Origin of the sequence: Campylobacter sp. RM19073 (genome assembly GCF_024723495.1) — a bacterium.
Classification (GTDB): domain Bacteria; phylum Campylobacterota; class Campylobacteria; order Campylobacterales; family Campylobacteraceae; genus Campylobacter; species Campylobacter porcelli.
On sequence record NZ_JANQCT010000004.1, the window covers coordinates 52,778 to 73,891 of the forward strand.

21 protein-coding genes and 1 pseudogene are annotated in these 21,114 nt (G+C 35.4%); 15 read left to right on the plus strand and 7 right to left on the minus strand.

The window, feature by feature from the left end; genetic code table 11:
- Positions 1-90: 90 nt before the first annotated feature.
- The 3 genes and pseudogenes from CSUIS19073_RS02725 to CSUIS19073_RS02735 form a co-directional block, all read right to left on the minus strand.
- Positions 91-810 (minus strand): fumarate reductase iron-sulfur subunit, encoded by a 720-nt coding sequence (locus CSUIS19073_RS02725; protein WP_086237283.1) that lies wholly within the window; start codon positions 808-810, stop codon positions 91-93.
- On the minus strand, positions 803-2,791 hold the full coding sequence (locus tag CSUIS19073_RS02730) for a fumarate reductase flavoprotein subunit (protein WP_086237221.1): 1,989 nt from the start codon (positions 2,789-2,791) through the stop codon (positions 803-805). Before CSUIS19073_RS02730 ends, CSUIS19073_RS02725 begins: the two co-directional genes overlap by 8 nt.
- A gap of 20 nt (positions 2,792-2,811) precedes the next feature.
- Positions 2,812-3,525 (minus strand): annotated as a pseudogene (locus CSUIS19073_RS02735) (fumarate reductase cytochrome b subunit); the annotation flags it as partial.
- Between the two features lie 255 nt (positions 3,526-3,780).
- On the opposite strand from CSUIS19073_RS02735, the gene cfrA reads away from it, so the two are divergent.
- Positions 3,781-5,856, plus strand: a complete 2,076-nt coding sequence (cfrA, locus tag CSUIS19073_RS02740) for a TonB-dependent ferric enterobactin receptor CfrA (RefSeq protein WP_086237219.1) — start codon at positions 3,781-3,783, stop codon at positions 5,854-5,856.
- A 16-nt stretch (positions 5,857-5,872) separates the two neighbouring features.
- On the opposite strand, the gene ybeY is transcribed toward cfrA, so the two are convergent.
- From ybeY to aspS, 4 genes are read right to left on the minus strand one after another with little or no spacing between them, the layout of a single operon-like run.
- The gene (gene ybeY, locus CSUIS19073_RS02745) at positions 5,873-6,280 is read right to left on the minus strand and encodes an rRNA maturation RNase YbeY (protein WP_086237218.1); all 408 of its coding nucleotides are present in this window, start codon (positions 6,278-6,280) and stop codon (positions 5,873-5,875) included.
- A gap of 57 nt (positions 6,281-6,337) precedes the next feature.
- Positions 6,338-6,856 (minus strand): inorganic diphosphatase, encoded by a 519-nt coding sequence (gene ppa / locus CSUIS19073_RS02750; RefSeq protein ID WP_086237217.1) that lies wholly within the window; start codon positions 6,854-6,856, stop codon positions 6,338-6,340.
- Positions 6,857-6,859: 3 nt separating this feature from the next.
- Entirely contained in the window at positions 6,860-7,435 is a 576-nt protein-coding gene (locus CSUIS19073_RS02755; protein WP_086237216.1) for an adenylate kinase, read from the minus strand.
- The gene (gene aspS / locus CSUIS19073_RS02760) at positions 7,435-9,231 is read right to left on the minus strand and encodes an aspartate--tRNA ligase (RefSeq protein WP_086237215.1); all 1,797 of its coding nucleotides are present in this window, start codon (positions 9,229-9,231) and stop codon (positions 7,435-7,437) included. Before aspS ends, CSUIS19073_RS02755 begins: the two co-directional genes overlap by 1 nt.
- Before the next feature lie 159 nt (positions 9,232-9,390).
- Between aspS and CSUIS19073_RS02765 the strand changes: the two genes are divergently transcribed.
- The 14 genes from CSUIS19073_RS02765 to mrdA all read left to right on the plus strand — a co-directional run bounded on the left by CSUIS19073_RS02765 (position 9,391) and on the right by mrdA (position 21,105).
- Positions 9,391-10,248 carry an NAD(+) kinase gene (locus tag CSUIS19073_RS02765; RefSeq protein ID WP_086237214.1) on the plus strand — a complete coding sequence of 286 codons (858 nt, stop codon included), beginning with the start codon at positions 9,391-9,393 and terminating at the stop codon, positions 10,246-10,248.
- The gene (locus tag CSUIS19073_RS02770) at positions 10,245-11,765 is read left to right on the plus strand and encodes an AAA family ATPase (RefSeq protein WP_086237213.1); all 1,521 of its coding nucleotides are present in this window, start codon (positions 10,245-10,247) and stop codon (positions 11,763-11,765) included. Before CSUIS19073_RS02765 ends, CSUIS19073_RS02770 begins: the two co-directional genes overlap by 4 nt.
- Positions 11,766-11,826: 61 nt before the next feature.
- Complete coding sequence (locus CSUIS19073_RS02775) at positions 11,827-13,047, plus strand: GGDEF domain-containing response regulator (RefSeq protein WP_086237212.1); 1,221 nt, start codon at positions 11,827-11,829, stop codon at positions 13,045-13,047.
- Positions 13,044-13,808 carry a TatD family hydrolase gene (locus tag CSUIS19073_RS02780; protein ID WP_086237211.1) on the plus strand — a complete coding sequence of 255 codons (765 nt, stop codon included), beginning with the start codon at positions 13,044-13,046 and terminating at the stop codon, positions 13,806-13,808. The genes CSUIS19073_RS02775 and CSUIS19073_RS02780 overlap by 4 nt, the downstream gene beginning before the upstream one ends.
- An 8-nt stretch (positions 13,809-13,816) precedes the next feature.
- On the plus strand, positions 13,817-15,013 hold the full coding sequence (locus CSUIS19073_RS02785) for a transglycosylase SLT domain-containing protein (RefSeq protein ID WP_086237210.1): 1,197 nt from the start codon (positions 13,817-13,819) through the stop codon (positions 15,011-15,013).
- 49 nt (positions 15,014-15,062) lie between these two features.
- Positions 15,063-15,770, plus strand: coding sequence for a septal ring lytic transglycosylase RlpA family protein (locus CSUIS19073_RS02790; protein ID WP_086237282.1), 708 nt, complete (start codon positions 15,063-15,065; stop codon positions 15,768-15,770).
- 8 nt (positions 15,771-15,778) lie between these two features.
- Positions 15,779-16,351, plus strand: coding sequence for an imidazoleglycerol-phosphate dehydratase HisB (gene hisB, locus CSUIS19073_RS02795; RefSeq protein WP_086237209.1), 573 nt, complete (start codon positions 15,779-15,781; stop codon positions 16,349-16,351).
- On the plus strand, positions 16,348-16,836 hold the full coding sequence (locus CSUIS19073_RS02800; protein ID WP_086237208.1) for a KdsC family phosphatase: 489 nt from the start codon (positions 16,348-16,350) through the stop codon (positions 16,834-16,836). Before hisB ends, CSUIS19073_RS02800 begins: the two co-directional genes overlap by 4 nt.
- Positions 16,815-17,342, plus strand: a complete 528-nt coding sequence (locus CSUIS19073_RS02805; RefSeq protein WP_141082456.1) for a hypothetical protein — start codon at positions 16,815-16,817, stop codon at positions 17,340-17,342. Before CSUIS19073_RS02800 ends, CSUIS19073_RS02805 begins: the two co-directional genes overlap by 22 nt.
- Positions 17,327-17,800 carry a lipopolysaccharide transport periplasmic protein LptA gene (lptA, locus tag CSUIS19073_RS02810; protein ID WP_236845265.1) on the plus strand — a complete coding sequence of 158 codons (474 nt, stop codon included), beginning with the start codon at positions 17,327-17,329 and terminating at the stop codon, positions 17,798-17,800. Before CSUIS19073_RS02805 ends, lptA begins: the two co-directional genes overlap by 16 nt.
- Complete coding sequence (gene yihA, locus CSUIS19073_RS02815) at positions 17,797-18,393, plus strand: ribosome biogenesis GTP-binding protein YihA/YsxC (RefSeq protein WP_086242254.1); 597 nt, start codon at positions 17,797-17,799, stop codon at positions 18,391-18,393. The genes lptA and yihA overlap by 4 nt, the downstream gene beginning before the upstream one ends.
- A complete protein-coding gene (locus CSUIS19073_RS02820; RefSeq protein ID WP_086242253.1) occupies positions 18,390-18,848 on the plus strand; it encodes an N-acetyltransferase in 459 nt (152 codons plus the stop codon). The genes yihA and CSUIS19073_RS02820 overlap by 4 nt, the downstream gene beginning before the upstream one ends.
- On the plus strand, positions 18,815-19,303 hold the full coding sequence (locus CSUIS19073_RS02825; RefSeq protein WP_086237204.1) for a hypothetical protein: 489 nt from the start codon (positions 18,815-18,817) through the stop codon (positions 19,301-19,303). Before CSUIS19073_RS02820 ends, CSUIS19073_RS02825 begins: the two co-directional genes overlap by 34 nt.
- Positions 19,300-21,105: a penicillin-binding protein 2 gene (gene mrdA / locus CSUIS19073_RS02830; protein WP_086237203.1), complete on the plus strand. Its 1,806-nt coding sequence runs from the start codon at positions 19,300-19,302 to the stop codon at positions 21,103-21,105. Before CSUIS19073_RS02825 ends, mrdA begins: the two co-directional genes overlap by 4 nt.
- Positions 21,106-21,114: the final 9 nt, after the last annotated feature.

Below are 21,114 nucleotides of genomic sequence, written 5' to 3' on the forward strand. Positions count from 1 at the left end.
CTCTATTTAAAAATCCTAGATAAATTACTTCAAGTTTAAATTTACTTTAAATGTAAGCTCCCTAAGAAGAAACTCTTAGGGAGTATATAATTATTTTATAGTAGCTAATTTGCGTCTCATATATGCGATTTTGCTTTGAAGTGGTAAATGTTTAGGGCAGTTATCCTCACAACCTAGTAAGCTCATACAACCAAAGACGCCATTATCATCGCCTACAAGCTCATAGAAATCTTCATCGCTTCTATTATCTAGTGGATCAACCTTAAACCTAGCTACGCGGTTTAGACCTACAGCACCGATAAAATCAGGTCTCATAAGAGCCGTTCCGCAACTTGCTACACATATACCGCACTCGATACAACGATCAAGCTCAAAAGTCTCTTGAGCCGCATCTGGATCTACCTTCTCTTCAATCTTACTAATATCTGTAGTGTGATTTGAGTGTATCCAGCTCTCAACTCTTTTGCTCATATTATTCATCCAATTACCAGTATCAACGCTTAAATCTTTAAGCAGTTTAAAAGCTGGCATAGGCATAAGCTCTATAACGCCACTTGGATAGTCTTTTGTAAGAGTTCTACAAGCTAGTTGCGGGCGACCATTTACGATCATACCGCAGCTTCCGCAGATCCCCGCACGACATACAAAGTCAAAGCTAAGACCCGGATCAAATCTTTCGCGAATTTGATTTAATGCGATGAAAAGCGTCATTCCATCAGTTTCTTCTAGCTCATATTCAGCAAAGTGCGGTTTGCTAACCTTGCTTAGTGGATTATATTTAAATGCTCTAATTTTTATCTTTCTACTCATAGCCAATTCCTGCTCTTTCGTTTAATGCTTTATATTTTGGTTGAAGTTCATAGTGCATTAATGCATCTTGAATTTCATGTCTATTTTTGCCTTCAGCTTCTAGTTTTGCTCTAATGGCATCAACCTCTTCTTGGCGTTTAGCTGATAGTGGATTTTCTATGATATTGCCTTTAGCACCATATCCACGAAATGCTGGTGGTATCTCCATTTTCATAATATCAAGCTCTTCATACTCTAAAGTTGGTAGAGTATCTCCTTCTTTCCAAAATGCTAAAGTTCTTTTACACCAGTTAAGGTCATCTCTTTTTGGATAATCCTCTCTATAGTGTGCGCCACGGCTCTCTGTTCTTTGAAGTGCGCCATAAGCTACACATAGAGCTAGTTTAAGCATTTTAGGCACACGATAAGCCTCTTCTAGCTCAGGGTTGCCAAATAGCTCTTTATTCTCTAGTTTGACATTTGTGCTCTCTTTATATAGCTCTTCTAGCTCTTTTACAGCTTTAGCTAAGCCATCGCCAGTTCTAAAGATAGCGACATGCTCCCACATTATATCTTTCATCTTATTTTTGATCTCAAATACATTGTATTTTCCATCTTTATTTATAAGTTCGTTTAGATAATCTTTGCTTTTATTGATAAAGCTCTCAACGGTTTTTGTTTGAATATCTATCTCATTATTGCTACAATACTCAGCAAAATAATCCCCGATAATCATACCGCTTACCACGGTTTCAGCGACGCTATTTCCACCAAGGCGGTTAAATCCGTGCATATCCCAGCACGCTGCTTCACCACAGCTAAATAGACCTTTTAGAGTTTGGCTCTCGCCAGTTGGTTTTACACGAATTCCGCCCATTGAGTAGTGTTGCATAGGAAGTATCGGAGCCCAGCCTTTTGGACCCTCATCAGCTGGATCTATGCCATTGAAAATTTTACAAATTTCTTGGACATCACGCAAGTTTTTCTCTATATGCTCTCTACCAAGAATGCTAATATCTAGCCAAACATGCTCACCATAAGGGCTTTTTACACCTTTACCATTTCTGATATGCTCCATTATACGGCGACTAACGACATCACGGCTAGCTAGCTCTTTTTTCTCTGGTTCATAATCAGGCATAAAGCGGTATCCATCAACATCACGAAGTATTCCGCCATCTCCACGACAACCTTCAGTTAGCAAAATTCCGCTTGGGACGATTGGAGTTGGGTGGAATTGGACTGCTTCCATATTGCCAAGTCTAGCAATACCAGTCTCAAGAGCGATCGCAGCACCAGTTCCTTCACAGATTACAGCATTTGTAGTGTGTTTGTAAATTCTACCATAGCCACCTGTTGCGATTAGTGTGCCTTTTGATACATAGGCTGAAATTTCGCCAGTTACTAAATCACGGACGATCGCACCATAACAGCGGTTATTCTCATGGATAAGAGCTATAGCCTCTTTTCTATCGTGAATTTCAACATCTCTTTTTAGGGCTTCATTTGCAACGCCAAATAGCATTGTGTGGCCTGTAGCATCGGCTGTAAAGCAAGTTCTCCATTTTTTAGTTCCACCAAAGTCACGGCTATGAATTAGACCATGAACCTCTTCTTTTTCATCAATTGTAGTTTTTTGAGCGTTGATGATAGCGCTTCTTTTGCCTTTTGTAATCCTAGTCCAAGGCACACCCCAACTAGCTAACTCACGAATAGCTTTTGGTGCTGTTTGGACAAACATTCTAGCAACTTCTTGATCACAACCCCAGTCGCTACCTTTTACAGTATCTGCAAAGTGAATATCCTCATTATCGCCTTCACTCATTTTTGAGTTACCAAGACTTGCTTGCATACCGCCTTGAGCAGCAGCAGAGTGGCTTCTTTTTATAGGACAAAGACTTAAAACTACAGTGCTAAGACCCTTATCAGCAGCAGCTACAGCAGCTCTTAGACCAGCTAGACCACCGCCTATTACTAATGCGTCATAATATTTTACCTTCATATATACTCCTAGTTCATAGCGATTTTAAGAAATGCCCCAAGGCTTAATAGTCCAAGAGCGATAAAGAATACGCTTAAAATCCATTTAGCTTTTTTAAGCTTTTTACGAGTTGCTTTAGCATCTTTACCTTCAAACCAACCCCATTTTACGCATAGTCTGTATAGACCGATGCTACCATGAAGTTCAACAGCAAAAAGCAATACTAAATAAAATAACCACATAAAATGGCTATAAACACGCTCAGCTGAACCAAGTGTGCCATCTGATAGCAATGCGATTTGATCTGAATTTGTGATTATGATGATTAGGTGCGCTGAACCAAGGAAAAACATAATAAACCCAGTACAAGCCTGAATCCACCAAAGTGTTGTATCTCCGTGTTTCATACGAGTAGCGTGAGCACGATAAATTTGCCATTGTCTAAAATTGATAGGCATTTTTCTCATACCAAGCGCAGCATGGACAAAAAAGATTACAAGCACACAGGCTGCTAAAAAGCTAGTAACATAGCTCATATTAGGGCTATCATACATAAATCTAAGCTCTAAGATATGCACCACTTGATTATAGACCTCTTCGCCAAATAAAATGGTAGATACAAATATCATATGTGCCCACATAAATATTCCTAGGAATAACCCAGTTCCACTCTGAATAAGATCGAGTTTTGCAGGAATTCTACTCTTCTTGCGATCCTCGCTTATACCAAGAAACCCTTCGATTTGCTTACTCATAAGCTCCCCTTACATTTTGAAATTTAAACGGATAATTTGTAATTATACATTAGCTAAACTTGATATAAAATTAAATTTATCCATTAAATTATAATTCTAAATTATCTATATTTTGGGCTTTTGAGACTATTTTTATTAACTATTATAATAATTTAGATTAATTAAATATTAAATTTTATTTTTTAGTAGATTTAAATTTATTTTAATAATTATTATCATATAATTACGGCATTAAATTTATTTCAAGGCGGTCTTATGAATAGAAAATATCTACTTTCTGTTGCGGCTATAGCATATTTATCTAATAGCGTTATAGCCGATGATAGCTATAGATTAGATCAGGTGGTAGTGAGTGCTTCTGGATTCTCTCAAGAGATACAAGAAGCACCAGCGACAATGAATGTCATTACCAAAAAAGAGCTAGAAAGAAAGCCGTATAGAGATGTGGCTGAGGCTATATCTGATATACCTGGAGTTGATCTTTATGCTTCAAAGGGTAAGAGTGGGGCGTATAATATAACTATGCGTGGTATTACTGGATATACCTTGGTTTTAGTAGATGGCAGACGCCAAGGGATTGGCGGAGAGATAGGACCTAATGGGTTTGGCGAGGTGATGAATGCGTTTTTACCACCACTTTCTAGTATTGAAAGAATTGAGGTTATTAAAGGACCTATGAGCACTTTATATGGTTCTGAAGCACTTGGTGGTGTGGTGAATATCATTACAAAGAAGGTTAGCGATGAGTGGGGCGTATCAGTAGGCTTTAACTCTATATTAAATCAAGATACCCAGTGGGGCAATACCTATGGATATAATATCTATGCTGATGGTCCAGTGATAGATAATAAATTGGGTGCTGTATTTAGATATGCTCAAAGCTATAGAGCCCAATCAGAGGTAACTCACCTAAATTCAAGAGGTCAAGAAGTTCCAGCCACGCAAGCTCAAAGTCCGACAAAGGCAAATAATTACAATGTTGGTGCGAGATTAAACTATTTGTATGATGAAGCTAATAGATTTACATTTGATATAGATTATGCTAAAAATCACTTTGATAATCGCAAAAGCCAAATAGGCACAGTAGGTGCGATTGGTGGGTATGAGCCGACTATGGATATAGATAAGCTTGTTACTTATCTAATTCATGAGGGGATTTATGATGGATTTAGCTTAAATTCAGGTATTCAATATAACCGCGTAGGTAATGATAGTAGATTAGTAGTGGCTAATAATCCATATAAGGGGCAAAATAGGGATATTTTGGCTCAAGATTATATAGTTGATACTAAGGCTGTGGTGCCAGTGGGTCAAAGCCATATTTTAAGCGTGGGGGCTGAGTATAAGCTAGAAAAAATGCAAGATAAGATAGCAAGTCCAAGTAGATTTAGTCAATATACCATAGCTGCGTTTGGGGAAGATGAGTATTCTATATTGAATAATTTGCGATTAACCTTAGGTGCTAGATATAATCATCATGAGACATTTGGTAATAATCTATCCCCAAGGGCGTATCTAGTTTATAATCTAAATGATAATTTAACCTTTAAAGGCGGGGTATCAACGGGATTTAAAGCACCATATGTCAATAAGCTAATAGCTGGTGAGTATAACTATAGCGGTCAAGGAAGGATACCAGTATATGGTAATCCAAATTTAACTGAAGAGACATCTATTAATTATGAATTAGGTGCAGGATATAGAGATAGTGTATTTAACGCTTCAATTACTGGATTTGTAACTGAATTTAAAGATAAAATATCATCAGTAAGATATAATAGTGGAGATAATATACCTAGCATAGGGGTTTGTAATAGCTCATTTACTAGATGTATACAAGCTATAAATCATGGAAAGGTGGAGTATAAAGGTCTAGAAGTAAGTGCTGGAGTAATGGCTACTGATAAATTAAATTTAAATCTATCCTATACATTCTTAGATAGCAAGATAAAAGATAGTAGTAGCACAACATCAATTGGCAAACCAGAAAATGGCTCATTAAAGCATAATATCGTAGCTAAAGCTGATTATAATATTAATCGCACCTTTACTCCTTGGGTAAAAGGCGAGTGGCAAATAGATAGATATATGGGTGATACTAATATAAATAGAGAGTATTACAAAGATATATTCTTAGCTTCTATTGGTATAGCTATGGAGATCAATAAAAATTGGAATTTAAACGCTGCTATATATAATCTATTTGATAAAGATTTTACAGACTCTTATGAGACATACTCTAGTAGTAGCGGCGCCTTAACCTATGTAAATACATATAATAGGATAGAAGAAGGTAGAAGGCTATATCTATCATTAAATGGTAGATTTTAAAGAGTAGGGCTAGTCCCTACTCATCTAGTGTCCGCACTATTAGGCTATCTGGTAGATTAAATTCGTTTATAATTTCTATCTCTTTTCTTCTCATTTGTCCATCATCATTTTCATGATCATATCCTAATATATGTAGCAAACCATGAGTAAATAGTAGAGCTATTTCATCATCTATACTATGACCTAATTCGCTAGCTTTAGATAGTGCTAGATCTGTATTTATCACGATTGAACCAATGGGAAAATGCGGAATATAGTGAAGTGGAAAGCTCAAAACATCTGTAGTTTTATCAATTTTACGCTCTTTTAAATTTATTTGGTGCATGGTTTTAGTATCTACTAGTAGTAGCTCTATATCCGCATTTGTGAGCTTTTGTGCGATGGTATCTAGAATTTGAGGATAGTTATCTTCGCAAATTATCATTAGTAGCCTTTTGTGGATTGTTTAGCAAGTGGGCGGAGAAAACTCTCCACCGCAAAATTATTTATAAGCTTTTATAGCTGCGTCTAAAATATCTTTAGCCTTATTAGCGTCTTCAAAGCCTTTGACTTTTACCCACTTATTTGGCTCTAGCATTTTGTAGGTTTCAAAGAAATTTTTAATCTTATCAAGTGTAGCTTTTGGTAGATCATCTATGCTTTTGATGCCTTCATATCTAGGGTCAATTTTGCTAACTGGCACAGCTAGTAGCTTCTCATCCATACCGCTTTCATCTTCCATTACTAATACACCAATTAAACGGCAAGGTATTACGCTACCAGCTTGAAGTGGATACTCATTAAGCACTAAAACATCAGCAGGATCGCCATCATCGGCTAAGGTTGATGGGATAAATCCGTAATTAGCTGGATAAAACATAGCTGAGTATAATACACGATCTACTACTACAGCACCGCTATCTTTGTCTATTTCGTATTTAATATTTGAGCCATAAGGGATCTCAATAACTGCGTTTAATTTATCTGGATTGCTACCAGCTTTGATTTTACTAATATCCATATTTTACTCCTTTATCATAGTATTTAATAAATTTGTCATATCGCTTACTATCTCTTCTATAGTGCGTTCGCCATTGATATTGCGAAGTAGTGATTTTGAGCCGTAAAAATCTCTAATCTCTTTAAGCGGAGCTAGATAAACCTTCATTCTATTATTAAAGACTTCATCATTATCATCAGCTCCCCTAGCTCTGCCTAATACCCTCTCTCTTGCTACTTGTTCGCTTACATCTACTTCTATAACGCCACTTAGCTTGACATCGCTACTATTTGATAGGACTTTGTCTAATTCCATCATTTGCTCTACACTTCTTGGATAGCCATCTATCAATATATAATCTGTATGACTAGATTTAATAGCTGAGATTATGGTATTTACCACTACATCTAGTGGTACTAGATTGCCTTTAGAGATGAAGCTATCTATCAAGCGACCAAGATCGCTACCACTAGCTACTTCAGCTCTTAAAAGATCGCCAGTAGAGTAGTGGCTAAATTTAGTATCATTTTTAGCAATTATACTAGCATCGGTTGTTTTGCCGCTGCCTGGAGCACCGATTATTAAAAATAGTTTTTTCATTACTTATCCTTTTCTCTTAATCTTAGTCCTAAATCTCTTAATTGATGAGTATCTACGCTACTTGGAGCCTGAGTCATTAGACATGAGGCTTTTTGAGTTTTAGGGAAGGCTATTACATCACGAATGCTTGATGAGCCAGTAGCTAACATAATTAACCTATCTAAGCCTATGGCAAATCCGCCATGAGCTGGCGCACCAAAGCTAAGAGCATCAAGTAAAAATCCGAATTTCTCTCTTTGCTCTTCTTCATCTATTTTAAGCAGTTTAAATACCTTTTGTTGAATATCGTTTTTGTGAATTCTAATACTTCCCCCACCAAGCTCAACGCCGTTTAATACAACATCATAAGCGATACTTGTGATATCTTCTAAATTTGGCTCATCTGGATTGTTTGGCATTGTAAATGGATGGTGCATAGCTGAGTAGCTACCATCATCGTTTTGCTCAAACATAGGAAAATCTACAACCCATAAAAATTCCAAAGCCTTCTCATCTATAATGCCAAGCTCACCAGCTAAGAAAATTCTAAATCGCCCCATATAGTCTAAAACTGTCTTTTTATCTCCAATACCGAAGAATATAACATCTCCGACTTTGAGTTTTGTGCGAGAAACTAGCTCTTTTAGTTCGCTTGGTTCAAAAAATTTAACTAGCGGACCTTTTAAGCTAATTCCATCAAAATCTACGCAGTTATCTTGTCCGGCTGTATCTTTTGGATCTTTTATTTGGATAAATGCTAAGCCTTTAGCCCCAAATTTACGCACAAATTCCTCAAATCTTTGCATTTGGCGTTTGCTAAATATATTATCTCCATTAGGCACTTTTATAGCTTTGGCTCTATTTTTGCGTGGGTCTTTTGCTGGAGTGCTGAAAATTTCATTATTTGATTTAGCAAAAATATCAATCACATCAATCATAGCTAGATCAAATCTCAAATCAGGCTTATCGCTACCATAAAGCTCCATAGCGTCTTTATAACTCAATCTTTTAAATGGAATTTGGATATTATGCCCACAAGCTGCAAATATCTCTTTTAAAACCTCTTCGCCGACTTTCATCACATCTTCTTGATCGCAAAAGCTCATCTCTACATCGATTTGGGTAAATTCAGGCTGACGATCAGCTCTTAAATCCTCATCTCTAAAGCACCTTGCAATTTGAAAATACCTATCAAATCCAGCACACATTAGTAGCTGTTTAAATAGCTGAGGGCTTTGAGGCAAGGCGTAGAATTCGCCTGGATGAACTCGACTAGGCACTAGGTAGTCTCTAGCACCTTCAGGTGTAGCACGAGTTAGCATAGGGGTTTCAACCTCTAAAAATCCTAATCTATCAAGGGCATTTCTACACGCTATACTAGCCTTGGAGCGAAGTTGAAATTTGCTTAAATTATCTGGATTTCTTAAGTCTAAGAAGCGGTATTTAAGCCTAATATCTTCGCCAACATTGCTATCTGTAATGACAAAAGGTAGTGGCGCACTCTCATTTTCGATGATTAGCTCATCTATTACTACCTCAATTTCACCAGTTTTTAGCTTTGGATTAACCAAGCCTTCGCCTCTAGCTCTAATCTTTCCCTTAGCTCTTAATACATACTCATCTCTAACTTTTGAGGCGATTTCGTGGGCTGATTTACTATCTGCTGGATCGCATACAAGCTGTATAATTCCACTTCTATCACGCAAATCTATAAATATAACGCCTCCGTGGTCTCTGTATGAATTTACCCAACCACATAGATTAACATTTTTACCAATATCTTTTGCGTCTAAGTCGGTGCAGTAATGACTACGCATATTAATCCTTTCGTTTATAAAAAGCCGCCATTATACATTAAAATTTATAAAAATTTTATTAGAAATTTTGACTAGTAATTGGTTAAAGTTAAATTTAGGTTTTAAAATATAGTTTATATTTATGTTTTTTTGTGTAAAATTTGGATTACGGAGAGTGTAATGTCTAAAATTCATAAAAATCTAAATACTATAGCGATCACAACAAGGGATCCAATAGAGCAAAAAGACGCTCTAGTTAAGATTGTAAAGATTATAAAAAGTCGCTCAATTGATGTGATATTTGAGTCGCATGTGGCTAAAATAATTGGCGTAGATGGCTTTGAATTTAAAGATTTAATATCAAAAGCTAAGGTGATAATATCCCTTGGAGGAGATGGTAATTTCATAGCTACATGCAGAAGAGTAGCACAAAGTGAAATTTATGTATATGGGGTTCATACTGGACATTTGGGCTTCTTGACAGATTCTACTTTGGATAAATTTGGGGAATTTTTGGATCAATTTTTAAGCGGAATTTATGATATTGAGCGTCCATATATGCTTAGGGCAAATTTCAATAAAAATGGCAAGATAACTACAAAATTAGCCTTTAATGATATTGTTTTAATGCGTAAAAAGATTGATACTACTTCTCATATTGATGCTTTTTTAAACTCAAAGCACTTTAACTCATACTTTGGCGATGGGGTGATAATCAGCTCTGCGATGGGCTCGACTGCTTATAATATGAGTGCTGGAGGGCCAATTATCCATCCTTTATGCGATGCTTATAGCGTTACGCCGATTTGCTCACATAGCCTTACTCAAAGACCGCTTGTCTTACCTAGAGAGTTTAGATTGGAGTTTAGAAGTAATGATGATATAGTGGTTTTAATAGATGGTCAAGATAGATTGGATTTGATTGAATTTGATAGCGTGGATATTGGTGTGAGCGATATTAGAGTTAATCTGCTTAGGCATCAAGGGCGGGACTATTTTGGTGTTTTAAAAGAGAAATTAAGATGGGGTCAGCAGTGATAGAGAGAATTTATCTTAAAGATTATTTAAGTTTTGATGAATTAGAGCTTAAATTTGGCTCTGGACTTAGTGTATTTACTGGTGTTAGTGGTGCGGGTAAAAGCGTTTTGATGGGGGCAATTTTAAGCGTTTTTGGCTATAAAGATAGCGATGCTAGGCTTATTGAAGCTGATGTGGAGTGTAAGCTTGGGCTTGATGAGTTTGGGATCGAAGAAGATAGTATAAACTGCTTTAAACTTCTAAAAGATAAGAGCACAAGATACTTTATAAATAACCAATCAATATCGAAAAAAAATCTAAATTTGATCGCTAATCGCCATTTAAAATATCTAAGTGCTAAGGATATTGAGGAGTTTGAAAATTCTAGATTGATTGGAATTTTAGATATTTTAGCTAGTAAAAAATCTAAAAATTATAGTGAAAATTTGGCTAAATTTAAGGAAAAATTTAATGAATTTATAACTCTTAAAAAGGAGCTTGATAAGATAAATGAAGAGGAAAAAAAGATCGATGAGCTTAAAGAATTTGCTAAATTCGAGATAGAAAAGATCGAGCAGATAAATCCGAAAATAGGCGAATTTGATGAACTTAACTCTATAAAGAAGCGACTTAGCAAAAAAGATAAGATACAAGAGGCGTGGAGCAAGGCTGAGATGATATTTGCTTATGAAAAAGCAGTGATTGATGCTTTAAATATTAGCGATATTGATAGCGGGTTTTTTAGCGATGCTTTAAATGAGCTTAAAATTGCTAAAAGTAGCGTGGATTTTGATGAATTTGAAGGGCTTGATATAGAAGAGCTTTTAGATCGCATTGAGAGTTTAAATGGGTTGATTAAGCGGTATGGGAGTATAGAAGAGTGCCTAGAGATCTTACAAAAGAGAAAGGCCGAACTAGCTCATTATGAAAATATCGAGTTTCAAAAATCTGATTTGAGTATGAAATTTACTAGGCTTTTAAGCGAATTAGAAAATATCTCAAATACCATCACAAAAGAGCGAAGCAAGTCTGTAAAAGAGCTAGAAACTATGGTAAATGGATACTTAAAAGATCTATATATGGATAGGGTGGATATAAATTTAAATAGCAAAAATATGGATATAAATGGCGCTGATTTGGTAGATATAAATTTAAATAGCTCAAATTTAAAGACTCTAAGTAGCGGAGAGATAAACCGCTTAAGACTTGCATTTATCGCCAGTGAAGCTAAGATTAGCGGTCTTGGGGGCGGGGTTTTGATACTTGATGAGATAGATGCGAATTTAAGCGGGAAGGAGGCTATGAGTATAGCAAATGTGCTTATAGAACTATCAAATTTATATCAAATTTTTGCCATCTCTCATCAGCCACAGCTAAGCTCTAAGGCTCATCATCACTTCTTAGTCCAAAAAGACGCCAAAGGCTCTAGTGTAAAAGAGCTTAATATAGATGAAAGAGTGATGGAGTTATCTCGTATGATAAGTGGAGAGAGTATCACGCAAGAGGCTACTGAATTTGCTAAAAAGCTACTTATTTAATGAGCTTTAAAGTCAAATTTGAGTATAATCGGCGACAAAAATTATTAATTATGGGGTTGTAATGCGCGAGAGAGTCTTGATAGTTGAGGATAATAAATCCTTAGCCAAACTAATAGCTAAAAAGATGAATGCCAATGTAGATATGGATGTTGTAGTGGCACATAGTTACGCACAGGCCGTAGATGCTATTGAGGATAATGATGACTTTTTTATCGCTTTGCTTGATCTAAATTTACCCGATGCACCAGATGGGGAGATTGTAGATTATGTCTTATCTAAAAATATTTTAGCCATTATCCTTACTGGTAGCGTAGATGAGAATTTAAAAAAAATCTTTACTCAAAAAAATATAGTTGATTATGTATTAAAAGATAGCTTAGATGCTATTAATTATATATTTGATACCATAAATAGACTATGTAAAAACCGCAATCACAAAGTTATGATAGTTGAGCCATCTATGGGGGTGAGAAATCAGCTAAAAGAGATCTTAAATTCACAGCTTTATAAGGTCTTTACCGCAGCTCATGGCGAAGAGGCGTTAAACTACTTAAATGATAATCCAGATATTAAGCTTATATTAACAGCATATAATATGCCAGTTATTGATGGCTTTGAGCTAATGCGTCAAATTCGCCAAACTAAGAATAAAAATAGCCTAGGATTAATAGCAGTAGCTAGTAGTGATAATGATGTAGCGGCTAAATTTTTGAAAAATGGCGCTAATGATTTTATATCTATTCCTTTTAGCAAAGAGGAGATAATATATAGAGTTGATAGCAATCTTAAGGCTATGCAAGATGAGATAGATATTCAAATGTATAAAAAATATGACCCATCAACTAAGCTATTTAATAGAAGATATTTCTTTGCTTATGCTAAGAGCTTAGCAGCAAGAAGTGGTGAATTTGGCATTGCTATTATCGATATAGATGGATTAAGAGCGATTAATGCTAAGTTTGGCTTTGAGCTTTGTGATAGGGTTATTATGCATGTTGCATCTATATTAAAAAGCGAGTTAAAAGGTATGGTGGTAGCTAGGCTTAGCGGTGGCGAATTTGGAGTGATATTTGATAAAATTGGCTTTGATGAGGCTATAAAAGTTATGGCGCATATTAGATCAAAGATTGCTAATCTTGCTATATCTTCAGTAACGCCTACAATATCAGTTGGCATTTGTAGTTTTGATACTAATATTAAATTTGACCAAGCAATAATGAATGGCTACAAAGCCTTACAAAAAGCCAAAAAAAATGGCAAGAATAGGGTGGAGATTTTATGATTATAGATACACATTGCCATTTAGATGATGCTAGGTATGATGATGATATAAGTAGCGTGATAAAAAACGCTTTTGATAATAAAGTAGGCAAGATTATCATCCCTGGGGCCGATATAAAGGATTTGCCAAAGGCTGCAAAAATAGCAAATTCATATGAAAATATCTACTTCGCAGCTGGAGTTCATCCATATGAGATAGATGGATATGATGAGAGTGTAATTTATGAATTTGCTAAGGATAAAAAGTGCGTTGCTATCGGCGAGTGTGGGCTGGATTATTTTAGACTTCCTGAAGTTGATGTAGAGCAATATAAGGCTAGACAAAAAGATATTTTCATCACTCAAATCAAACTAGCAATTGAGTTAAAGCTTCCACTTATTGTGCATATTAGAGATGCGAATGAAGATAGCTTAAAAATATTAAAAGAGTATGAAAATGAGCTAGTTGGCGGAGTTTTACACTGCTTTAATGCTAGTCCTATTTTGCTTGAGCTTAGTAGCAAATTTTACTATGGCATTGGTGGGGTTTTAACCTTTAAAAATGGCAAGAAATTAACCCAAATTTTACCAAAAATCCCACTAAATAGGCTTTTAATAGAAACTGACGCTCCATATCTTACTCCTGAGCCTTATAGGGGCAAGAGAAATGAGCCAGCATTTACCACCTTTGTAGCTGATAAGATGGCTGAAATTTTATCTATGAATAAAGATGAGATTGTGGATTTAACTACGCAAAACGCAAGTAGATTATTTGGAATTTAAGGAGAGAAATGAGAGTAGTATTAGTAGTTTTATCTATATTTTTTACCTGTAATTACTCATTTGGATTTATGGTCTCAAGCGATAATTTTAAAAAAGAGATTAAGATATTAAAAGAGCTTGATATTGATCCAAAATATATTAATGATGAGTATTTTTTGCAGTTAAAAAATAGCAGAATGGACACAACAAAACAAGAATTTATAAACACAATAACAAAAGAGTATAAACACGCTGCTATAATCAAAGATGTATTAAAGCAAAGAGGTGCTCCAAATTCACTATTGTATCTTGCTATAGTGGAGTCTAAGCTATCAAATAGAGCCACATCTGGAGCTAAGGCAGCTGGAATTTGGCAGTTTATCCCAAGCACTGCTAAATTGCATAATTTAAATATAGATAAATATGTAGATGAAAGGCGAGATCCTCTCCAAGCTACCAATGCTGCGATTGATTATTTACAAAGATTAAAAGATAGATTTGGTAAGTGGTATTTAGCAATTTTGGCTTATAATGCTGGAGAGGGCAAGTTAAGCAGAGCTATAAAAATAGCTGGTAGTGATGATATTAAGGTTTTGCTTGACCCAAAACAAAAGTATCTCTCACTTGAGACAAGAAATTATCTTCGTAAAATTATAATGATGGCATATGTGGCAAATGATAGAGATTTTTTGATCTCTACAGATAGCTCTATGTTAAATTCAGCCACATATATAGGCATTGAAAGGGTTGAAATCCCAGGTGGAATCAGCCTTCATGATGTGGCCTCAACCATAGGATTTAGCGTAGATAAATTAAGTAAATATAATACTCATTTAAGATATAGCTTTACTCCGCCAAATAGAGATAAATACTATATCTATATCCCAACGATAAAAAAAGAGGAGTTTTTAGCCAGATATAAAGCTGGTGAGAAGACTAAAATTTACAATACCAAAAAGGGCGATACATTTGAGATAATTGCCAAAAAATTAGATATTAAAACAAGCGATATTAAAAGATATAATAATATAAAACAGATAAAAGCAAACTACAAACTAGCACTCCCAGCAAACGCTAAGACCATTTATGAATATCAGGTCAAAAAAGGGGATACGCTAGGAGCTATATCTCGTAAATTCGGGGTAGAAGTATCAGATATAATAAAGGCAAATAGCAAAACAAATATGAAATTAGCAATAGGAGAAAACCTTGTCATACCACATTAAAATATCACTAGCCACATTAGCGGCGTTAGTTTTTGCTGGTTGTTCTACAATGAGCATTCCATACTACTCAAGCTCAGACTTTGAGAGCACACCAAATACGAGTAAAAGCACTCAAGAAGCCACTATGAGGCCTTATACCATCAATGGCAAAACATACTACCCAACGGTTGTAGAAGTAGGCGATAGCGCTACTGGAATTGCGAGTTGGTATGGGCCAAATTTCCATGGCAAAAAGACAAGTAACGGAGAGATATATAATATGCACTCTCTAACAGCAGCTCACAAAACCCTTCCTATGAATACTATGGTTAAAGTAACAAGCCTAAAAAATGGCAAAACAACGATAGTAAGAATCAACGATAGAGGTCCATTTGTATCTGGTAGGATAATAGATCTATCAAAAGCAGCCGCTACTGAGATTAGTATGATAGCTGATGGGACAGCACCGGTTAGACTTGAGGTTGTTGGATTTTATGGTCAAGTTGAGACCCCAGCTAATAAAACAGCTAAAACTCACACATATACAGGCGGAAATTTTATAGTCCAAATTGGTGCATTTAGACGATTAGCTGGAGCTAATACTTATAAAACTCAATTTGATAATACAAATGGAATTTACAAAACTGCAGTTCGTGAATATACTTTGAATGGAGAGCCTATTTATAGGGTATTTTTAACTGGATTTAGAAGTGAGGCTGAGGCTCGTGATTTCATATCTAGCGGACAATTTAAGGGTGCGTTTATAGCTAGAGATTAGGAAATAAAATGATTAAAAAACAAAGAGTAACAAAAGAGACTAATATCAGCTTAGAGCTTGAAATTTATGGTAGTGGCAATAGCGATATAAGCACTGGAGTTGGCTTTTTTGACCATATGTTAAACGCACTTGCTAAGCACTCATTAATGGATATTAAACTTCATTGTAAAGGGGATTTATATATTGATGATCACCATAGCGTAGAAGATTGTGGTATTGTGCTTGGTCAAGCTTTAAAAGAGGCTTTATATCCGCTTGGAAGCGTGGAGAGATACGGCAATTCTGTTGTGGTGATGGATGAAGCAGCTGTGGAGTGTGCTTTGGATCTATCTAATCGTGCTTTTTTAATTTATAAATCTAAGATGAAGCCAAAAATAGGCAACTTTGATAGTGAGCTTGTTGAGGAGTTTTTTAGAGCTTTGGCGATGAATGCTAATATAACTTTACACATTATAAAGCAAAGAGGTAGCAACTCTCATCACATAGCTGAAGCGACATTTAAGGCTTTTGCAGTAGCATTTCGCAGGGCTGTGGCTAAAAATGATAGAGTTGGAATTCCTAGCACCAAAGGCGTTTTATGATAGAGATAATATTTTTAGATGTTGATGGATGCCTTAGCGATGGGGGGATTTATAAAACTAATTGCGGCGATGAATTTAAAAGATTTGATGTCAAAGATGGATTTGCCATACAGCAGTGGAATCGCATGGGTAAAATTTCAGCCATAATCACAGGCAAAAGCTCACAAATTGTGGCTGATAGGGCTAAAGAGCTGGAGATAAAATACTGCTTTCAAGGCGTAAGTGATAAGCTATCTAAGGCTAAAGAGATTTTAGCTTTAGAGGGGTTAAATTTAGAAAACGCCGCAGCTATAGGTGATGATTTAAATGATATTAAGCTTTTAAAAAGTGTATCTATCAGCTTTGCTCCAAATGATGCTTTTGAGGCAGTTTGCCCTGATATAAAACTTACCAAAAATGGTGGTTATGGTGCTGTTAGAGAGATGATAGAGATTATCATTGATAGAGAAAATTTGCGTAGTGAGTGGATGAAGCGTTGGCTATAAGGATATTTTATTTTGCTGTTGCTATTTTTAGTATAAGCGTGGTAGTATTAATGCTACAAAGTCCATATGATATTAAAGCTAATATTAACAATATTAAAGTAGCCAATATGCAAGCTGATGAAGTGATAAGCTATGAGATGAATGCTACTGATATATATGCTAATTTTATCTCTAGTAGCGTTATAGCCTATGATGATTATAATAAATTTATTAATCCCAATGTAACCTTCATACATAAAGATAAACACAATATAAACGCCAAAGAAGCTATATATAAAGATAATAATATAACATTTATTAACGAAGTAAAATATATAAATTTAATTACTAATCTAAGATATAATTCTAATGAGATTATATATGATAATTCTACAAAAATACTACTAAGCAATCTCCCATTTGAACTATTACAAAATAGTGATAAAATACTAGGAAATAGCGTTATTTATGAGCTAGATAATAATTATATAACCGCAAAAGGAGTTAGGGGTTGGTTTTACAAATAGTTAGAGCTTTTATATTGGTGGCTATGATTTTTACTATGGCAAATTCAGACCAGATAGAAGTAAGTGCTGATAGCTTTTATGCCGATGAAAAAGCAGGTCTTGGGGAGCTTGTGGGAAATGTGGTTATAAAAAAGGGTAAAAGTGATACGCTAAGGGCAAATAGGGTTAAAATTTACTTTGATAAAAATCGCCAACCATACAAATATGAAGCCATTAGCAACGCTAAATTTGCTATATTATTAAATGGTAAAAATTATAATGGTAGTGGAGATTTGCTAACATATGATCCAAAAACTCAAATTTACACCCTAAAAGGCAATGCATTTTTACATGAGATTGATAGCGATAAGAAGTTATTTGGCGATGAGATAGTTGTCAATCAATTAAATGGGGTTTATAATGTCAAAAGCAAGGATAAAGAGCCAGTTAAATTTATATTTCAGGTAGAAGAAAGATGAGAATTATTAACGCTAAGTTTTTACTCTCAGCCCAAGGGATTGATGGATTGCCTGAATTTGGCATTAGTGAGGTGGCATTTTTAGGTCGTAGTAATGTCGGTAAAAGCTCAATTATAAATGCTTTAACCAATCATAATGGCTTAGCAAAATCTAGCTCCACTCCAGGCAAAACTCAGCTGATAAACTGCTTTGAAGTTATAATTGATAATGAAGAAGAGAAAATTCCATTGATATTTGTCGATTTACCAGGATTTGGCTATGCTAAAGTAAGCAAGAGTATGTATAGTATTTGGCAGGAGAATTTAGATAGATATCTTAGGCAAAGGCTTAGCATTAAGGCGTTTATCCATCTTATAGACTCTAGACACGCAGGACTTCAAAAAGATGAGAATTTGGGACTATATCTTAGTGAATTTGCTAGAGCTGACCAAAGAGTATTAAATATTTATACAAAATCAGATAAGCTAAATCAAAGCCAAAAAGCACAACTTTTAAAGATCGATCCAAACGCTATTTTGGTCTCTAGTAGCAAAAAAACAGGTATAGATAAAGCGACAAAAGCGATATATAATGCAGTATTTGGTGTGAAATGATAGAGTATAAAAAAGCAAGATTAAAAGATATAAAAAGTATGCAAAATTTAGTTCGCCCCGAGGTAGAAAGTGGTGTAATTTTACCTAGGAGCGATGATGAGATAGCTACAAATATCCGCTCATACACACTTGCCTTTGACGATGATAGGCTAATTGGATATAGCGCACTTCATATACACGCTGCTAATTTGGCTGAGATTAGAAGTTTGATAGTTGATCTTGACTATAGGGGTAAGAGCGTTGGTAGCAATATAGTAAAGGCTCTTTTAGATGAGGCTAAATCTATGGAGATAACGCAAGTTTTTACTCTTACTTATAGGAGTAGGTTTTTTGAGAATTTAGGGTTTATCCAAATTCCCAAAGAGAGATTACCAGCGCAAAAGATTTGGGCTGATTGCATTAAATGTAAGCACTTTCCAGTATGCAACGAAATAGCATTAATTCGCAATCTCTAAGATTTAATTTATTTTGTATATCTATTGTAGTATATGAAATATTTAGCATTACTTCTGTGTTTTTGCCATCATTAATTGGGGTATTTTTTGCCTATTTGGTAATACTTAAAGATGAGCTAGATCGCACACTTGGGGTAAAAGATAAGAGATGGTATCTAAGTTTAGCCTTTTTGATATTTGCTGAGCAGTTAAATGGCTTTGAGTTTTGCTCCGTGATTTTGGCGTGGCTATTTTTTTACTATCTTATTAATGATTGGTTAAAGACAAATATAAAATGGAGAAAACTACTAATAACCATATATGTATTTTCAGGATATATCATTACTCTTGCTATGAGTAATATCGTGCTATATGTATTAAACCAGCCTAGAATGAAGCTAGATTATGAGTATTTGCTCTATGCTATTATAGAGTCATTGATTGCTCTTGTGATTTTTAGGGGGCGGATATTATGAGAATGACGATTGTTTATGGGATTATCATTTTTGTTTGGATTATCTTGCTTACAAGGGTGTATTATTTAAGCATTAAATCTAATGAATATTATGAGCAAATCGCTGAAAAAAACGCTATAAAAACAGAGTATATCGCTCCAGTTAGAGGGCAAATTCTAGATAGAAATGGTAATCCACTAGCTGTTAATAAACTTGGATTTGAAATATCGATTAGACCGCACCTTAGGCGAAATATTAACACTTTAGATGATGAGATAAATTTTATTATATCGATATTCCCAGACCTAAATGCCACAAAACTCAAAAGAGAGTATATAAAAAATGACTCGCCATATTCGCAAGATTTTGTAAATGTTGTGAATTTTTTGGCTTATGATAGGGTTTTGCCACATTTTGCTAGATTAAATTTGCGTGATAATATAGAGGTAAATCCAGTATCCATTCGCCACTATCCATTTGGGGATTTAGCTAGTCATGTAATAGGATATGTGGGTAGAGCAAATTTAAAAGATATAGATATTAATCCAATCTCAAAGCTTACAAATTACACTGGTAGGAGTGGAGTTGAGAGGTATTATAATGAGATTTTACAAGGGGTAGAGGGGCAAAGGGTTACTAAGGTAACGGCTCTAAATAAGATTGTAGAAGAGGTTGGATATACTAAGCCAAGTAGCCTTGATATTACTCTTACTATAGATTTGGAGTTGCAAAAATATCTATATGAGGCCTTTGATAGACCAGCTGGAGCGGTGATCGTGATGGATGCTTTAGATGGATCTATTTTGGCTGCGGCTAGCCTTCCTGAGTATGATTTAAATAAATTTGTAACAGGAATTAGCCAAAGCGATTGGAATGAGATGATGAATAGTCCAGACCATCCATTTACAAATAAGCTTGTAAATGCTCTTTATCCGCCTGGAAGTGTTGTCAAAATGGCTATGGGTATGGCGTTTTTTGAAAGTGGGAAAATCTCTCCTACTACAAGATTGCTTTGTGATCCATATTTTGAGCTAGGTGATAGGAAATTTAGAAATTGGAAAAATTATGGCTCTGAGATGATGACTATAGTAGAGGCTTTGCGTGATAGTTGTGATACATATTTTTATCGTGGTGCTTATAATGTAGGCATAGATGCTATAGCGCCAGTGTTAAGAAGGTATGGTTTTGGGGTAAAATCTGGTGTGGATTTGCCAAATGAGTATATAGGTATAGTCCCAGATATGCAATGGAAAAAGAGTAGATTAAATCAGCCATGGTATCAAGGCGATACTATAAATACTAGCATAGGTCAAGGTAGCTTTTTAGCCACACCAATGCAAGTAGCTAGGGATACGGCGATATTTGCTATGGGATATGATGTAACTCCGCATTTTCTTAATAGTGTTGATAAGGTAGAGCAAGAGTGGATAGGTAGTGATATTTTAACACAGAAGGAAAAATCAGCCCTAAAATATATAAGAGAAGGAATGCACGCAGTAGCTAATATCCCAGGTGGGACTGGCTTTAGAGTATTAAGCCCTTCTAAGGTTATTATCGCAGCTAAATCAGGAACGGCTCAAGTAGTGGGGATTAGCCAAGAGGATAAAGAGCGGATTAAAGAAGCTGATATGGAGTATTATGAACGCTCACACGCATGGATGACAGGATATGCTCCATATGAAAATCCTAGATATGTCGTAACTGTATTAGTAGAGCATGGTGCAAGTGGTGGTGGAGCAGCAGGGCCGATACTATCTAGAATTTTTGATAAGCTTGCTGATATGGGCTATATAGATGAAAAATATCTGAAAAAACGAAAATAATATAAAGGA

What these genes read in the sequence shown, in the direction of transcription:
- CSUIS19073_RS02725 (WP_086237283.1), bottom strand. Translation starts at nt 810, where the DNA reads ATGAGTAGAAAGATAAAAATTAGAGCATTTAAATATAATCCACTAAGC.
- CSUIS19073_RS02730 (WP_086237221.1), bottom strand. Translation starts at nt 2,791, where the DNA reads ATGAAGGTAAAATATTATGACGCATTAGTAATAGGCGGTGGTCTAGCT.
- cfrA (WP_086237219.1), top strand. Translation starts at nt 3,781, where the DNA reads ATGAATAGAAAATATCTACTTTCTGTTGCGGCTATAGCATATTTATCT.
- ybeY (WP_086237218.1), bottom strand. Translation starts at nt 6,280, where the DNA reads ATGATAATTTGCGAAGATAACTATCCTCAAATTCTAGATACCATCGCA.
- ppa (WP_086237217.1), bottom strand. Translation starts at nt 6,856, where the DNA reads ATGGATATTAGTAAAATCAAAGCTGGTAGCAATCCAGATAAATTAAAC.
- CSUIS19073_RS02755 (WP_086237216.1), bottom strand. Translation starts at nt 7,435, where the DNA reads ATGAAAAAACTATTTTTAATAATCGGTGCTCCAGGCAGCGGCAAAACA.
- aspS (WP_086237215.1), bottom strand. Translation starts at nt 9,231, where the DNA reads ATGCGTAGTCATTACTGCACCGACTTAGACGCAAAAGATATTGGTAAA.
- CSUIS19073_RS02765 (WP_086237214.1), top strand. Translation starts at nt 9,391, where the DNA reads ATGTCTAAAATTCATAAAAATCTAAATACTATAGCGATCACAACAAGG.
- CSUIS19073_RS02775 (WP_086237212.1), top strand. Translation starts at nt 11,827, where the DNA reads ATGCGCGAGAGAGTCTTGATAGTTGAGGATAATAAATCCTTAGCCAAA.
- CSUIS19073_RS02780 (WP_086237211.1), top strand. Translation starts at nt 13,044, where the DNA reads ATGATTATAGATACACATTGCCATTTAGATGATGCTAGGTATGATGAT.
- CSUIS19073_RS02785 (WP_086237210.1), top strand. Translation starts at nt 13,817, where the DNA reads ATGAGAGTAGTATTAGTAGTTTTATCTATATTTTTTACCTGTAATTAC.
- CSUIS19073_RS02790 (WP_086237282.1), top strand. Translation starts at nt 15,063, where the DNA reads ATGAGCATTCCATACTACTCAAGCTCAGACTTTGAGAGCACACCAAAT.
- hisB (WP_086237209.1), top strand. Translation starts at nt 15,779, where the DNA reads ATGATTAAAAAACAAAGAGTAACAAAAGAGACTAATATCAGCTTAGAG.
- CSUIS19073_RS02800 (WP_086237208.1), top strand. Translation starts at nt 16,348, where the DNA reads ATGATAGAGATAATATTTTTAGATGTTGATGGATGCCTTAGCGATGGG.
- yihA (WP_086242254.1), top strand. Translation starts at nt 17,797, where the DNA reads ATGAGAATTATTAACGCTAAGTTTTTACTCTCAGCCCAAGGGATTGAT.
- CSUIS19073_RS02820 (WP_086242253.1), top strand. Translation starts at nt 18,390, where the DNA reads ATGATAGAGTATAAAAAAGCAAGATTAAAAGATATAAAAAGTATGCAA.
- CSUIS19073_RS02825 (WP_086237204.1), top strand. Translation starts at nt 18,815, where the DNA reads ATGCAACGAAATAGCATTAATTCGCAATCTCTAAGATTTAATTTATTT.
- mrdA (WP_086237203.1), top strand. Translation starts at nt 19,300, where the DNA reads ATGAGAATGACGATTGTTTATGGGATTATCATTTTTGTTTGGATTATC.